Source organism: Pseudidiomarina atlantica (assembly GCF_000753735.1).
GTDB classification, from domain to species: domain Bacteria; phylum Pseudomonadota; class Gammaproteobacteria; order Enterobacterales; family Alteromonadaceae; genus Pseudidiomarina; species Pseudidiomarina atlantica.
The window spans coordinates 26047-40061 of sequence record NZ_JPIN01000002.1 but is presented as its reverse complement, the minus strand read 5'-3'; the positions used below and the strand labels follow the sequence as shown (position 1 = coordinate 40061).

Below are 14015 nucleotides of genomic sequence, written 5' to 3'. Positions count from 1 at the left end.
CAGCAAAAAGCTGATAAATGACTAAAAATACCCCCAAATGAGTACATTGAGACGAGATTAATCTATTGTTTTACCGTTGTTTTTTGTTTTTCCGAAAAATAACGCCGGTAACCAAAGTTCAGAAGAGGTAGCCCCTTAAACACACCCCTGCTATGGTTATTCGTGCGTGTTCAAACAGGACACGGTAAACTATGCAATTAAGTGTTAAAGCAGCTTATGAGACAGATGTCGAAAATTTCTATTGTCACGCGTATGGGCATCGCCCTCAGCCTCATCGTTGCCCTTACGGTTGGCACGTTACTCGCCTCGTATTGGTTATCGGAGCGCGCCGACCAGGATGCGCTCGCGATCAACCTTGCGGGTTCGCTGCGTATGCAAACCTATCGCTATGCTTGGCATCATTTGCAACAGCCTGACTCTGCAGAAACCGCGCGCTTCGCTGATGAGCTACTCGACACGTGGCGGCATCCTGTTTTTAATCGCTTTAACTTTGGTGAGGGTGAGCTTGCCGAACGCTTTAAATCGACGCGCGAAGACTGGGAACGGCTGCAAACCAATCTCATTGGTCGTTCTCTATCGAACACCGACCTCGAACGTGAACTCGCCCCGCACATTGCCCGTTTACACTTGATGGTAAATGCTATTCAAGCCGAGGCGGAATCACGCATTCGTGCGATTCGGCTGATCCAAATCTTATCGTTATTCAGCACCATTACTTTGGCTGGCTTTATCGCTTACTGGCTGCGCAGTCGGGTACGGGAGCCGCTACAGCAACTCACGCAAACCGCACGCCGCATTGGTCAGGGTGATTTTACTGCGCGCGTGAAACACTTAACTGAAGACGAACTTGGTGTACTCGGTACCACATTGAATAAAATGAACGATGCCATTAGTTACATGTATGGCAACCTCGAGAAACGCGTAGATGAGCAAACCCAAGCGATTCAGCGCAGTAATGCCAAGCTGCAATTTCTCTACGATATGGCGCGCAGCATCATCGAGCGTTCACCGGGCTACCATGACTTTGCCGATATTGTCGAGGGCCTCAAGCGCGCTTCACAAGTCGATGATATAGAGCTTTGCTTGATTACTCCCGCTGGCGACAAGCCCTATTTGCAGGTACAGCCGCAAGCGCAAGAAGATGACCCTTGTGCGGGCGTCGACTGCGCAGCTTGTGTGAGCGCGGGTGGCGGTGTCAGTGTGATGGATGCGAAGCGCGTCTACCGCTTTCCGCTCGAACGTGATCATCATTATTACGGCGTCTTGGTGGCGCGTTGTGACCGCAGCGAGCAGATCGATGACTGGCAACAGCAACTGATGCAATCGGTCAGCGATCAGTTGGCGATTGCCTTAAGCCTGAAGCAAGAAGAAGAGCAGGTTCGGCGTTTGGCACTTATCCAAGAACGTACTGTGATTGCCCGAGAACTCCACGATTCGTTAGCGCAAGCGTTGTCTTATCTGAAAATTCAGGTTACGCGGCTGGACAAAGCCCTTGCCAAAGGTGACCAAGCTATCATCGAAGACGTCTCACAAGAGCTGCGTGAAGGTCTCAGTTCAGCCTACCGGCAATTACGCGAATTGTTGACCACATTCCGTCTTAAAGTTGACGGTTCAGGACTGATTAATGCGCTGCAAACAACAATAAAACAATTCGAAGACCAATCGGATTTACAGTTCCGTCTCGATTACCAATTGGCGAATAGCCCGCTCGCGCCACACGAAGAAATTCATTTGCTGCAAATCATTCGTGAAGCATGCCAGAACGCGATTCATCACAGCAAGGGCAGCGAAGTCGTAATACGCCTGCAAGAATCCATCGATCATGGCATTAGTCTGAGCATCGAAGATGATGGCGTAGGTATTCCGGAACAAGCCGAGAAACTCAATCATTACGGCTTGGCCATCATGCAAGAACGTAGTAAGCACCTCGCTGGCGATATTATTATTCGCCGCCGTGATGAGGGTGGCACGGGTGTGTATTTTAACTTCCGCCCCGACTACCTCAAAGAACGCGATACCGAGACCGTTTAAGGGTTGAAATATACGCTATGACGGCGCAGGTAAACGCTTACTACCAGCAGTCCACAAAGGCCATAAAAGCCAGCAAAAGCAATAAACGCGAGGTCGGGTGTGCCGGTCACGCTGTGCACGCCCCACATCAACGGCATATAGCCCGCTCCAGCGATGGCGCAAGCCGAAAGCCAACGTAAGGCACTGGGTAGTTGATGGGCTGGAAAAAGCACGCTGGCCGACCGGCAAATGGCGCTACTGGCAATCGATGCCGCGGCAAACAGCGCAAAGAAAATCAGCAAAAACAAAAGAAAATAGGCTTCTGGCGCCGAACTTAAATAAGCACTTCGCGTGACCCACGCCGCAGCTAAACTCACTAGAGTAAGCGCAACTGAACACGCTAGAGTAACTTTTGCACCGCCATACTGGTCCGCGAGCCAGCCTCCCAAGGGCCTTACTACCACACCGATTAACGGCCCAAGCCAAGCATAGGTTAGCGCCTGCGGTGCGTAGTCGTTGCTTAACACCGCTAATAATTGCCCCTCTTGCCAATGACGACTCACCCCAAAAATAAACTTTAATACGAGCGGAAAGCTTAGCGCCAAGCCGACAAAAGTACCAAACGACATAATGTAAAGTACGGTCATCAACCACGTGTGCGGGTTGCGGAGTAATGCGCGGCGGGTCGTTGTAGGAGTGCTCAGCGGGGTGCTTTCGCACTGGCTCAGAGGGCGCCTGATAATGGCAACTAGGACCAAGCCAGCAAAGAAAATACCGATATTTGCTAGGGTAAGGACAGCTCCAGGACGCAAGCCTCCTAATACTGTTCCGGTACTGATATCGGTGGTAAACGTGGCCACGCTCGCACCCAAAAAGTTCGGCACAATGGCTAGCAAAGGCGTGAGAATTTGTGCCACTAAGATGCCTAAACCGCCGACACTGGCGGTCACCGCAAGATCCCAACCCGAGGTTTGGGTATCATCAAGGCCATGCATACTTCGCAGAAACAGCTGTGCACCACCCAATCCGCATGCAATCGCCAGCAATTGCAGCAGTGTGTAGTCTAAATTTGGTTGGCTAAAGAGCCCTATCATCAACACGCATGGCAGTATCAATAAGCCACTGGTTAAGCGAATAAAACTAGGTTGAAGTGCGCGATCGCCAAGAAAGAAGAATACTAATTGGAAAGCCGCAGCGGCAAAACCCGACAGCGCTAGCAAGCCAAACAGTTGGGCAAAGGAAAAACCAAGATCGAGTGCGTACAGCAATACCACAAGCGCACTCCAGCTCATCCATACTGCCGTGCTGCTCATCACATGTAAGCCTGATTGTTTATTCACAGTTTCATTTTGCACTTTGATCTGCGCTTGCTTGGTGACGACTCAAGTTGTTGATGACGCTCTTAGCATGGCGGTGCCAGCTGCAGCTCACAAGCAATCGAAGGAGATAATGATGGGTTATTCTGAGATAGAGGCTATACTCACTACTAGGTAGATGAATTTATAAACACCTGTTTTACATGGTTATTTTTAGCGTCATCCGCCATCAATAAATTGCTAACGAAACACCCAAGTCATGCGCTAGCGCAAGATCTATGTAAGAATACCGTGCATGAATTAAAGGAGAATACTTATGACTGACGTGCGCTCAAGCATTATGCTGGTCGACGATCACCCACTGCTACGCAAAGGCCTCAAACAACTGATTTCGTTTGAAGACGATCTTGAAGTTGTGGCCGAATTCAGTAATGGCAAAGACGCTATTCCAACCGCTGTTGAACTCGACCCTGACCTCATCATTCTGGATTTGAATATGCAGGGCATGGACGGTTTAGAAACTCTCAAACGCTTGCGCGATGAAGGGGTTACCTCACGTATAGTGATGCTGACAGTGTCAGATGCCGACGAAGATGTAGTTGCAGCGATTACCAACGGTGCTGATGGGTACTTGTTGAAAGACATGGAACCCGAGCAATTGATTGAGCAAATAAAACGCGCCATCGACGGTAAAATGGTGCTCAGCGAAGTCATCACCGAAGTACTCGCGACCGCTTTACGTCGTCCTGCGCCACAAGGCAGCGGCAAACTCGAAAGCCTTACCAATCGTGAGCATGAAATCCTCAAACTGATTGCCAAGGGCATGAGCAACAAGGTGATTGCGCGTGAACTGGATATTTCTGACGGTACGGTCAAAGTCCATGTGAAGCATCTGTTGAAAAAACTCGGTTTGCGTTCACGCGTTGAAGCAGCCGTATGGATGGTCAATCAAGAAGGTGAGAAAAAGTGAGTGACAAGTGGTTACCAGTGAGCGCAGCTTTAGCTGCGATGCAGAGTCAGATTACGCCACTCACTGCAACCGAAAGCGTGGATTTAACTGTAGCACTTGATCGGGTATTGGCTGCGCCGGTATACGCACCTATTGATGTGCCCGGCTTTGATAACTCGGCAATGGACGGCTATGCCGTGCGGGCTGCTGAAGCGAACACTGGCGAGCCCTTGTCGGTGGTCGGGAGCGCCTATGCAGGACACCCGTTTGACGGTAAATTGCCAAAGGCGAGCTGTGTCCGCATTATGACGGGTGCGCAAATGCCGGCAGACGCTGACGCAGTTATCATGCAAGAACAAGTGAAGCGCACCGACGCAGCTATTGTGTGCCAAGCAACTGTGCAGGCGGGGGATAACGTGCGGTTGCGCGGCAGTGATATTCATCAAGACGCGATGCTTCTCACCGCTGGACAGCGCTTGACCGCAACTCACGTAGGGCTGCTAGCTTCCATTGGCATTGCCAAAGTTGAGGTGATCCGCAAAGTAAAAGTCGCATTGTTCTCAAATGGTGATGAGTTAGTGCAACCCGGCGAGGCACTACCGAGTTCGAGTCATTTGTACGACAGTAACCGCTTTGTTTTAAGCGCTATGTTGCAACGACTTGCCGTTGAAGTGATAGACCTGGGTCATATTGCCGACGACCCGGAGGCACTTGAAGCAGTTTTCCAACAAGCCATGCGCAGCGCTGATGTGGTGATTTCAAGTGCTGGTGTTTCGGTGGGTGATGCCGACTTCACCAAAGACGTGATGGCCAAATTAGGTCATATTGAGTTCTGGAAAATCGCCATGAAACCTGGCAAGCCCTTCGCGTTTGGTCAACTTGGCTCAAGTTGGTTCTGCGGTTTACCGGGCAATCCGGTCGCCGCGGTGGTGACCATGGATCAAATTGTGCAACCGATGCTGCGTCAGCTTGCTGGCGAGCAAGTACCCGTGCCCACGACTTTCACTGCAGAAGCAGCTTGCACCATCAAAAAACGTCCTGGCCGTACCGACTTTCAACGTGGCTTCTTTGAGCAAAAGGATGCTAAGTTACTGGTGCGTCCCATCGGTAGCCAAAGCTCAGCCGTCTTGACGAGCGTCGCCCAAGCAAACTGCTTTATCATATTAGAGCAAGATCGTGACACCGTTGCTACAGGAGAAACCGTGACCCTGCAACCCTTTGACGCCTTGCTAACCTAGTTTTACGATCTAGCTTAAAGCGTTTCGCGCAAGGTTTCGTGAAGCGCTGCAGCTTTTAAATGGGCAATGACCTGTGTGCCTAGTTGCAATTGTAATTGCTGCCAAGCATTGCGGGTGATCAGTGCAAGAAAGGTTTGTTTCCCAACGGCCAGTTCAACTAACAATTCTGCTTGATGCTGCGCCGCCTGACACCCCACAATTTCACAGCGCAATTGATTCTGCACACTACTATTGGCCACCGGAGCTAAGGTCAAGCTAACATCGCGAGCATAAATACGGATGCGATAGGGTTGGCCAATCTTAAGCGCCGCGCCATGAGGCTGCGGCAACTGCATGTGTTGATCACCAAGCTGTAAACGGCAAGCTAGCGTGTTGTCGATCTCGACCACAGTGGTCGACAACACACTTACTGCCACCTGCGAACGTAATGGCTCTTGCTTTAGTTGCTCTTGCAATAGACCTGACTGCCGCACCTGGCCAGCGTGCAGCACAACTAAGTAATCGCTAATTTCAACCACGTCCGTGAGTTGATGACTGACCCAAACTATCGGCAGTGCATAGCGTTCGGTAAGTGTACGCAAATAGCGCACAAAATGGTGACGCGTCGCTTCATCAAGTGCCGAAAATGGTTCATCTAATAACAACAGCTGCGGTTGTCCTAAAATCGCCCGTGCAAAAGCAACACGCTGTTGCTGACCACCTGACAATTGTGCTGGGCGCTGCTGCAACAAATCTTGCAAACCGCATGCGGCAATCACTTCGTCCCAGCCGATGCGATGCGCTGTGGCCCGTTGCCAGCCATAGCGAAGGTTTTGCTCGACCGAAAGATGTGGGAACAGCTGCGGCTGTTGCAGCACTAAACCAATCTGCTTCAGCTGCAGGGGCCGACCTTGAAACACCACCGTCGTTGCGCCGTCATGACGCAACCCTGCAATAGCTTCAAGCAAGGTTGTTTTACCACTCCCGGATTCCCCAACGATGGCGCTGATGCCATGGCTCGGTAAAGTAAGCTTTGCTTGTAAGACAAAGTGCTGGAGCGTAATTGTGCAATCAATATGTAAGCTCATCAGCTGCGCCTACGCCCATAAACAATTGCTAAAACCATCAGTGAGACCGCGATCATCCCTAATGACAACGTGTGCGCCGCGGTATAGTTGAGTGCTTCGGTATGGTCATAAATTAGCACCGATAAAACTTGGGTCTCACCGGGAATACTGCCACCTATCATTAAAATGACGCCAAATTCACCAAGCGTGTGCGCAAACACTAAGGTTGCCGCTACCACAAAGCCACCACGGCACATTGGTAATGCGATGGTACGCAGGGCATCGAGTTTTGACGCGCCGAGGCTTGCTGCAATTTGCAGCGGCCGTCGACCCATTTGCCGAAACGCCTCGGTCAAAGGCTGCACCGCGAAAGGTAACGAATAAATCACGCTGCCGATAACAATACCGGTGAACGTAAAGGCCAAATGACGTCCGCCCAAAGCTTCCAGCGTTTGCCCAATAAAGCCGTGCGGCCCTAATGTGATTAACAGATAAAAGCCCAGTACCGTCGGCGGCAACACCAGCGGCATGGCCACCAAAGCCTGCACCCAACTGCGCCAGCGTTTTTCGGTAAAGGCTAACCACCAAGCCAAGGGCGTCGCCAACACGAGCAACACCACAGTCGTCACTAACGCTAGCTGCAAGGTCAGGCTAATCGCCTGCCAATCACTCGCTTGCAACATAACTGGACTCCCCATCCTTCGGGGTCACCTGATAGCCAAAGCGCGCGAGCAACTGCTGACCCTCACTCTGCCAGAGCATAGCTTGCAGCGCTTGCGCACCTGCGTATGTTGCGCCTTTGCGCGTTAACGCTGTGGTGTGGGCCAATAATGGTGCGGATGGTAATAGACTATAGTCGGCTGCGTTGACACCTAACTCATGGAGCTGACTCAACGCCACAAAGCCCATAGGCACAGCACCGGCATACACCCGATGTACTACTTGAGCGGCATTTTCCGCATAAATAAAACGTGGCTGAGTGTCTTCTAACAACTCTTGCTGCTCAAGATAGCGCACTGCCGCTTGCCCATATGGTGCATGCCGCGGCTGTGCAATACCGATATGCCGTGCTTCCTGCAGCAGTTGTTCCGGCGTGCCGGTTCGATTAGGATGCCACAGCGCAATGGCGCCATAGGCAAATATTTCAGGCGTCGTAGCAAGTAAATCGCGCTGATATAACGTTGCCAAATAGTGCGGATCTGCAGCAATAAGCAGATGATATGGCGCACCGTTTTGCACTTGCGCGACAAGTTTCCCTGTCGCGGCATAGGTCACTTGCACACGATACTCAGGATGTTGTGCTGCAAAGCTGCTTACCAGCTCAGTGAAGGGTCCACGTAGCGAGGACGCGACAGCAACGTGAATATCTTCACGTGCGTGTGCCGCACAGCTGCTGATAAACAGTAAAAAATAAACTAAGCGTCGCGCTGCCATTGCTGCTGCGCCTCTTGATCACTGGCCTTAGCGGCCACCCAGTAGCGTCCACTGGCGGTGAGTTCCTGCTTCCAAAACGGTGCTTGGGTTTTCAAAAAATCCATGACATACATAGCTGCTGCAAATGCTGCCTTGCGATGCGGCGCAGCAACACCGACAAAAACGATTTGCTCGTTTAACGCTAGCTTGCCAACACGGTGAATGATGGTAATAGCGCCCGTCTGCCATTGCTGTTGCGCCTGTTGTGCTAATTGCTCGAGTACGTGTTCGGTCATACCGGGGTAGTGTTCAAGTTCCATCGCGGTCAAGGCCGCGTCTGGTAATTCACGCACAAGTCCGGTAAAGGTCACCACCGCACCGCAACGACTGTCTTGCGCCAGCACTCGATATTCGTCTGCGAGAGAAAAGTCTGCGGTTTGCACGCGAATCGTCAAGCTCACATTAACCTCCAGTCACCGGCGGGAAAAAAGCCAGTTCATCACCAGCACTCACGCGGTCTTGCCAACCGCAAAAGCTGAAGTTCTTGGCACACAAAACGTCTTTATCGTGCAGCTCAGTTTGCCAACTTGGATGCAAATCCACTAAGCGTGCACGCAGCGTTGCCAGCGTCTCGTTCGGACCACAATCTAAAGTCAACTCAGCACAATTAAGGCGTTCACGAAGCGCCGCAAAAAATTTTACTTTAACCATGGGTTGCATGCTCCCGTCGCCAGTGACCACTTTTGCCACCGGTTTTCTCTTGTAATTGAATGCCGTTAATCGTCAAGTGCGGATCGACCGCTTTACACATATCATGCACCGTCAATGCTGCGATACTGACCGCAGTGAGGGCTTCCATTTCAACGCCAGTCACGCCCGCAACCGCACAAGTCGCTTGAATCAGCACCTGACCTTTAGTTTCAACAAGCTCGAATTCAACCGTAACTTTGGTGAGTGCTAACGGATGACACAAGGGGATTAAATCGCTGGTGCGCTTTGCGGCCATGATGCCGGCGACACGGGCCACCGCAAGCACATCGCCTTTACGTAGAGACTGCTGGGCGATTTGTGCAACCACCGCAGGCGTGGTTTGTACCGTCGCCACTGCGATGGCTTGGCGCTGGGAGACATCTTTACCACCCACATCGACCATATGTGCGGCTCCACTGGCATCAAGATGGGTAAAATTTTGATCACTCATGGGTTTTGCTCCTAGCTTTGTTTGCCCAGTAAGCGCCCAACGAAATTACAGGGCCCTTGACGGCTATCTAATTGCGGTTGAATTAACTCACGCCAAGCAAGTTCAGCGGCAGATTTCGAGCCAGGAATCGCTAGTATAAGTTTATTGTTGGCCAGACCCGCAAACGCGCGCGACTGCAAAGCGGAGCTGCCAATGTCACGCCAACTTAACTGTCGGAATAACTCACCAAAACCGTCAATAGTTTGATCCAGCAGCGGCATGACCGCCTCGGGCACACAGTTGTGCTCAGCAAAACCGGTACTGCCATTCAGTAACACGACATTTAATTTTGGCTCTGCTATCCAGCGCGACACCACCGCACGCAAGAGATACTTGTCGGTGCCGATAATCTGCCGTTGGTACATATGGTGACGCGCATCCACAATGGCATCTGCGAGCCAATCACCAGTATCGTCACTTGTTGGGGTGTGCCGGTCAGAAACGGTCGCTAGGGCAATATGTAAGGCGCGTAACGGTAAATCACTCATGAAATTTCTCCCAAAAACTCTAGGGCATGACGCCACTGTTTTGGCGTATTGGTATTTTGTAATTGGTAAGTCAACGGCCATTCGAGCGGTTGGGCTTGCATGTGGGCAAGCAGTCCACGCACTGAGCGGTCGCCGTCATCGTGCTGCAGCTGCTGGGCCAGATACTGTTGCAATTGTTCATTATTGGGCAGTAGGCATGGCAACGGAGTGCAACTAAAATAGCTAGCGCGATGGTGCGCGATGAGCGTCAGCAGGGTGTCACAAGCCAACAAGGGCATATCTACCGGAACAATCAGCAACAATTCGTGTAGGCAGTGTGGTAGCACACTCAAGACACCACCGAGTGGACCGCACCCGCTGACCGTATCATTGACAAAACCATCGGTATTACGGCTGACGACCACCTGTTGGCAACCGGCGGATTTCAGTAGTTGCACAGTGCGGTCTAGCTGGGTGCGCCCACCAACCTGCAATAAGGCTTTATCCTGCCCCATTCGTGAGGAGGCTCCTCCTGCGACGACGATACCGGTGACACCCTGCATATTAACCTCCGATCATCGCCAGATGACGGGTTGAGCCACTTTGCTGTTCATGCAGAAAATGCGTGGCCTTTTTCGCCAACACCATCTGTTGCAAAGCTGCTTGTAATGGTTGCGTGTCATCGCTCTGCAAGTGGTCGCGCAAATTTTGGTGCTGCTCAGTGAATAAACAGAGGAACAACTGACCGCGGCTCGATACCCGTAGGCGATTGCAATCGTCACAGAAATCACGGCTATATGGCATGATCAAACCGAGCTTACCTTGATAATCCGGATGAGCGAATTCTTGCGCAGGCCCTGCGGTAGGGCCTTTTTGGCATTGTTGCCAGCCTTCACCGAGCAGTTGTTGTTTGATGGTATCGCCGCTGATGTGATGACGCTGGTAATAGCCAACGTTGTCGTTCGTGCGCATCAGCTCGATAAAACGCAAACTTACTTTGCGCTGGCGAATAAATTCAAGGAATTCGGGCAAGGCGCTACCGTTGTAGCCCTTGAGCAGCACGCTGTTCACTTTAACCTTAGGAATACCAGCCGCGATGGCTTGGTCAATCCCGTCGAGAATACTTGGCAAGCGGTTTTGCCCGGTAATAAGGTGAAAAGTACTTGGGTCTAAGCTATCGACACTGACGTTAATGGCATCCACGCCGGCGGCGCGCCAGTCTTCAATATCACGCTGCAAACGATAACCGTTGGTAGTAATCGCAACTTCCTCAATGCCAGGAATCGCCTTCACCGTTTGAATCACTTCGAGCAAGTCTTTACGCAAACAGGGCTCGCCCCCGGTTAACCGCACTTTGCGGGTACCGAGCTGGGCGAATGCCGTAACCAAGCGACGAATTTCAGGCAGGGTTAGTTCTTCTTTACGCGATGAACAATCAGGTCCGTCAGGCAAACAATAATCACACCGAAAGTTACAACTCTCAGTGAGTGATAAACGTAAATACGTAAAACGTCGCGCAAATCTGTCAACTAGCATGTGCTACACCTTTCCAAAGTCGGGAGGTAGCCGCGTTTCCGCAACCACCCGGTGGTCAAACTGACCACGGCACACCGCGCGTAGTGTTGCTTATCGAAAAGCTCAACCTTAGCGCCAGTGGCTCGGCGTGTATGTGCTGCTAATACTAGTGGTGCCAGCGTTCAATTGTTATTGCCATGAAGAGGGTCGGCAACTACCCCATAAGGGATAGTTTTGATCTGGATCAGCTTTTTTTTCTGCGCTGGCGCTAGACTTCGCGGGAGATTCTGTCTGTCGTTTTGAAGTGAAGAGCAAAGCAAATGTCCTTACCCAAAGTCGCCCCTGAATTATTATCGCCCGCCGGTAGCCTCGATGCCATGCGCATGGCTTTTGCCTACGGTGCCGATGCCGTCTACGCGGGGCAGCCGCGCTATAGTTTGCGGGTCCGCAACAATAGTTTTGATCTTGCCAATTTAAAGCTCGGCATCGATGAAGCCCATGCGCTGGGTAAGAAATTCTACGTGGTCGCCAACATTGCGCCGCACAACGCCAAACTGACGCGTTTTGTTGAGGACATGGCGCCTGTCATCGCGATGCAGCCTGATGCACTGATCGTATCGGACCCAGGTGTCGTGATGTTGCTGCGCGAACATTTCCCTCAACAGGCGCTACACCTTTCAGTACAAGCCAACACCATTAACTGGGCGGCGGTGAAATTTTGGCAACAGCAAGGTATCAGCCGGGTGATTTTATCGCGTGAGCTGGGAGTGCAAGAGATAGCCGAAATTCGCGAAAAATGTCCCGATATGGAGCTCGAAGTGTTTGTTCATGGCGCACTCTGCATGGCTTATTCGGGTCGCTGTTTGTTGTCTGGCTATATCAACAAACGCGATCCCAATCAGGGTGCCTGCACGAATGCCTGTCGCTGGCCCTACAAAGTACACGCCGCGCAAGAAGATGAGGTCGGACAATTCCAGCCGATCGATTCGCCCGTATTGTTGGAAGAGCCACAGCGCCCCGGCGAGTTGATGCTGATGGATGAAGACATTCACGGCACTTATATTATGAATTCGAAAGACCTACGCGGCGTCCAGCATGTCGAAGCGCTCGCCAAAATGGGTATTCACTCGTTGAAAATCGAGGGTCGCACCAAGTCCGATTACTACGTTGCGCGTACCGCGCAGGTATACCGTCAAGCGATTGATGATGCGATGGCGGGGCGTCCCTTCAATCCACAGTTACTGGCTGATCTAGAAGGCATGGCCAATCGTGGTTTTACTGAGGGCTTTTTGCGTCGCCACGTACCCAGTGAAACACAAAATTATTTGACCAGTCACAGCAATGGCGAACAACTGCTGGTTGGTGCCATAACTGTGGAAGCCGATGGCTATGCACATGTTGACGTCAAAAATGCCTTCGCAGTGGGCGATGAATTGATACTCATGAAGCCTTCCGGCAACGTCCGCTTCGTCATCCAAGCCATGCAAAACCGCGACGGTGAGCCGGTTCAACGCGCGCCTGGTTCGGGTCATCAAGTACAGATTTCTTTGCCCTGTAGCTTAAGCTGCGGCGACCATGGCTACGCGATGTTGCTGAAACAAGTCAAGCAACCGGCTGTGGCCGAAACTATCGCCATTAAGGAGGTGTCCCATGCCGGTAGTCATTGATAGCGATTGCATTAATTGTGATCTGTGTGTTCCCGAGTGCCCCAACGAGGCCATCGAAATGGGTGCGGCGCATTATGTGGTGAATGCCGCCAAATGTACCGAGTGCGAGGGCTACTACGATCAGCCTGCCTGCATTCCGGTCTGCCCTGTGGACTGCATGACCTTAGTGCCAGACAGTTAGCTTGGCGCTTGCCCAGCGGTTTGTTTGCACACCTGCTGCAGCCAGCGTAGCGGACTCGCTTCGCTTTGGCTGCGCGGATAGGCCATGCCAATGGTACGTTCCAGCTTTAAGTCGGTGAGCGGTCGCAAAGCCACATCCTGTCGTTCACGCAATACCTCAAAATCGGGCACTAAGGCACAGCCGACACCAGCAGATACCAGCCCGAGCGCATATTCAATGGTATGAATGTCGGCGCGAATATCCGGCTGAATCCCCTGCCGAATAAGCTCTGGATAAAACACCGACCACGCCTCACAGGGGGTGCGCTTGATCAGCGGCAAGCCTTGCATATCCGCCAAAGTCACCGCCTCTTGCAGTGCCAATGGGTGCCCGGCCGGCAACGCCACCACGAAAGCATCATGCCAAATCGGTAAAAACTGCTCACCGGCTTTCAGCATGCGCGGCGTGATAATCCGCGCATCGGCTTCATCGTCGGGTTCGACGAGGTGCAACTCAAGTCCATCGACCCCCGCCGTAAAGTCACGTAACAACTGGCTCATTCGTTCAACGCCAAGCGCGCGAATCAAGCCGAGCCGAAATTGCACTCGCGTCACACTGTGTCGAAACGATGCCTTAAGTGCCTGCATTTGACTGAGCATACGTCCAGCATGGCCATACAAACGTTCACCATCCTCGGTTGGGGTAACCCCTCTGGATTGCCGTACAAAGAGCTTCACCTTGAGCTCATCTTCAAGTTGCTGCAAAGCGTTCGATAAACTCGGCTGTGCTACCGAGCAGGCGCGCGCTGCCGCGCTGATGCTGCCTTGTTCGTAGACGGCGACGAAGTACTGAAGCTGACGCAAATCCATAGTTAAAACCTATACCTACTCTAATTTTTATATAATTTAACTTTACTTCAATTCAGCGTAAAGTGAAGTAAAACAACAGCGTTATTCGTTAATCGTTACTCGTTATTTGGCAAAGCCAAACTGCG

General features: G+C 51.8%; 15 protein-coding genes, 1 pseudogene and 1 riboswitch. Of the genes and pseudogenes, 5 read left to right on the top strand and 11 right to left on the bottom strand.

Features of this window, described 5'->3' with window-relative positions; all coding sequences use genetic code 11:
- Positions 1-225 precede the first annotated feature (225 nt).
- Positions 226-2031, top strand: coding sequence for an ATP-binding protein (locus IDAT_RS02980; RefSeq protein ID WP_034730382.1), 1806 nt, complete (start codon positions 226-228; stop codon positions 2029-2031).
- On the opposite strand, the gene IDAT_RS02975 is transcribed toward IDAT_RS02980, so the two are convergent.
- Positions 2028-3350: an MFS transporter gene (locus IDAT_RS02975; protein WP_156099473.1), complete on the bottom strand. Its 1323-nt coding sequence runs from the start codon at positions 3348-3350 to the stop codon at positions 2028-2030. The genes IDAT_RS02980 and IDAT_RS02975 overlap by 4 nt on opposite strands.
- A 292-nt stretch (positions 3351-3642) precedes the next feature.
- On the opposite strand from IDAT_RS02975, the gene narL reads away from it, so the two are divergent.
- Both narL and moeA read left to right on the top strand, forming a co-directional pair.
- A complete protein-coding gene (narL, locus tag IDAT_RS02970; RefSeq protein ID WP_034730380.1) occupies positions 3643-4296 on the top strand; it encodes a two-component system response regulator NarL in 654 nt (217 codons plus the stop codon).
- On the top strand, positions 4293-5513 hold the full coding sequence (gene moeA, locus IDAT_RS02965; protein WP_034730379.1) for a molybdopterin molybdotransferase MoeA: 1221 nt from the start codon (positions 4293-4295) through the stop codon (positions 5511-5513). Before narL ends, moeA begins: the two co-directional genes overlap by 4 nt.
- A 14-nt stretch (positions 5514-5527) precedes the next feature.
- Here moeA and IDAT_RS02960 read toward each other — a convergent pair.
- The 9 genes and pseudogenes from IDAT_RS02960 to moaA all read right to left on the bottom strand — a co-directional run.
- Positions 5528-6511: pseudogene (locus tag IDAT_RS02960) on the bottom strand (molybdenum ABC transporter ATP-binding protein); the annotation flags it as partial.
- Positions 6512-6579: 68 nt separating this feature from the next.
- Positions 6580-7242, bottom strand: a complete 663-nt coding sequence (gene modB, locus IDAT_RS02955; protein ID WP_034730374.1) for a molybdate ABC transporter permease subunit — start codon at positions 7240-7242, stop codon at positions 6580-6582.
- On the bottom strand, positions 7226-7993 hold the full coding sequence (gene modA / locus IDAT_RS02950; protein ID WP_034730372.1) for a molybdate ABC transporter substrate-binding protein: 768 nt from the start codon (positions 7991-7993) through the stop codon (positions 7226-7228). The genes modB and modA overlap by 17 nt, the downstream gene beginning before the upstream one ends.
- Positions 7975-8433: a molybdenum cofactor biosynthesis protein MoaE gene (locus IDAT_RS02945; RefSeq protein ID WP_034730370.1), complete on the bottom strand. Its 459-nt coding sequence runs from the start codon at positions 8431-8433 to the stop codon at positions 7975-7977. The genes modA and IDAT_RS02945 overlap by 19 nt, the downstream gene beginning before the upstream one ends.
- A 1-nt stretch (position 8434) precedes the next feature.
- The gene (locus IDAT_RS02940) at positions 8435-8683 is read right to left on the bottom strand and encodes a MoaD/ThiS family protein (RefSeq protein WP_034730368.1); all 249 of its coding nucleotides are present in this window, start codon (positions 8681-8683) and stop codon (positions 8435-8437) included.
- Positions 8676-9173 carry a cyclic pyranopterin monophosphate synthase MoaC gene (moaC, locus tag IDAT_RS02935; RefSeq protein WP_034730367.1) on the bottom strand — a complete coding sequence of 166 codons (498 nt, stop codon included), beginning with the start codon at positions 9171-9173 and terminating at the stop codon, positions 8676-8678. The genes IDAT_RS02940 and moaC overlap by 8 nt, the downstream gene beginning before the upstream one ends.
- A gap of 11 nt (positions 9174-9184) precedes the next feature.
- Positions 9185-9700 carry a molybdopterin-binding protein gene (locus IDAT_RS02930; RefSeq protein WP_034730365.1) on the bottom strand — a complete coding sequence of 172 codons (516 nt, stop codon included), beginning with the start codon at positions 9698-9700 and terminating at the stop codon, positions 9185-9187.
- Complete coding sequence (gene mobA / locus IDAT_RS02925) at positions 9697-10242, bottom strand: molybdenum cofactor guanylyltransferase (RefSeq protein WP_034730363.1); 546 nt, start codon at positions 10240-10242, stop codon at positions 9697-9699. Before mobA ends, IDAT_RS02930 begins: the two co-directional genes overlap by 4 nt.
- A 1-nt stretch (position 10243) precedes the next feature.
- The gene (moaA, locus tag IDAT_RS02920; RefSeq protein ID WP_034730361.1) at positions 10244-11215 is read right to left on the bottom strand and encodes a GTP 3',8-cyclase MoaA; all 972 of its coding nucleotides are present in this window, start codon (positions 11213-11215) and stop codon (positions 10244-10246) included.
- A riboswitch (molybdenum cofactor riboswitch) is annotated at positions 11205-11355 on the bottom strand. It overlaps the preceding gene by 11 nt.
- A 159-nt stretch (positions 11356-11514) precedes the next feature.
- On the opposite strand from moaA, the gene trhP reads away from it, so the two are divergent.
- Both trhP and IDAT_RS02910 read left to right on the top strand, forming a co-directional pair.
- Positions 11515-12861, top strand: a complete 1347-nt coding sequence (trhP, locus tag IDAT_RS02915) for a prephenate-dependent tRNA uridine(34) hydroxylase TrhP (RefSeq protein ID WP_034730359.1) — start codon at positions 11515-11517, stop codon at positions 12859-12861.
- On the top strand, positions 12845-13042 hold the full coding sequence (locus IDAT_RS02910; protein WP_034730357.1) for a 4Fe-4S binding protein: 198 nt from the start codon (positions 12845-12847) through the stop codon (positions 13040-13042). The genes trhP and IDAT_RS02910 overlap by 17 nt, the downstream gene beginning before the upstream one ends.
- Here IDAT_RS02910 and IDAT_RS02905 read toward each other — a convergent pair.
- A complete protein-coding gene (locus IDAT_RS02905) occupies positions 13039-13890 on the bottom strand; it encodes a LysR family transcriptional regulator (RefSeq protein WP_034730355.1) in 852 nt (283 codons plus the stop codon). The genes IDAT_RS02910 and IDAT_RS02905 overlap by 4 nt on opposite strands.
- Between the last annotated feature and the right edge of the window lie 125 nt (positions 13891-14015).

Excerpts from the sequence above, each read along its gene's own strand:
- IDAT_RS02980 (WP_034730382.1), top strand. The coding sequence starts at position 226 with ATGTCGAAAATTTCTATTGTCACGCGTATGGGCATCGCCCTCAGCCTC.
- narL (WP_034730380.1), top strand. The coding sequence starts at position 3,643 with ATGACTGACGTGCGCTCAAGCATTATGCTGGTCGACGATCACCCACTG.
- modB (WP_034730374.1), bottom strand. The coding sequence starts at position 7,242 with ATGTTGCAAGCGAGTGATTGGCAGGCGATTAGCCTGACCTTGCAGCTA.
- modA (WP_034730372.1), bottom strand. The coding sequence starts at position 7,993 with ATGGCAGCGCGACGCTTAGTTTATTTTTTACTGTTTATCAGCAGCTGT.
- IDAT_RS02940 (WP_034730368.1), bottom strand. The coding sequence starts at position 8,683 with ATGGTTAAAGTAAAATTTTTTGCGGCGCTTCGTGAACGCCTTAATTGT.
- moaC (WP_034730367.1), bottom strand. The coding sequence starts at position 9,173 with ATGAGTGATCAAAATTTTACCCATCTTGATGCCAGTGGAGCCGCACAT.
- IDAT_RS02930 (WP_034730365.1), bottom strand. The coding sequence starts at position 9,700 with ATGAGTGATTTACCGTTACGCGCCTTACATATTGCCCTAGCGACCGTT.
- mobA (WP_034730363.1), bottom strand. The coding sequence starts at position 10,242 with ATGCAGGGTGTCACCGGTATCGTCGTCGCAGGAGGAGCCTCCTCACGA.
- moaA (WP_034730361.1), bottom strand. The coding sequence starts at position 11,215 with ATGCTAGTTGACAGATTTGCGCGACGTTTTACGTATTTACGTTTATCA.
- trhP (WP_034730359.1), top strand. The coding sequence starts at position 11,515 with ATGTCCTTACCCAAAGTCGCCCCTGAATTATTATCGCCCGCCGGTAGC.
- IDAT_RS02910 (WP_034730357.1), top strand. The coding sequence starts at position 12,845 with ATGCCGGTAGTCATTGATAGCGATTGCATTAATTGTGATCTGTGTGTT.
- IDAT_RS02905 (WP_034730355.1), bottom strand. The coding sequence starts at position 13,890 with ATGGATTTGCGTCAGCTTCAGTACTTCGTCGCCGTCTACGAACAAGGC.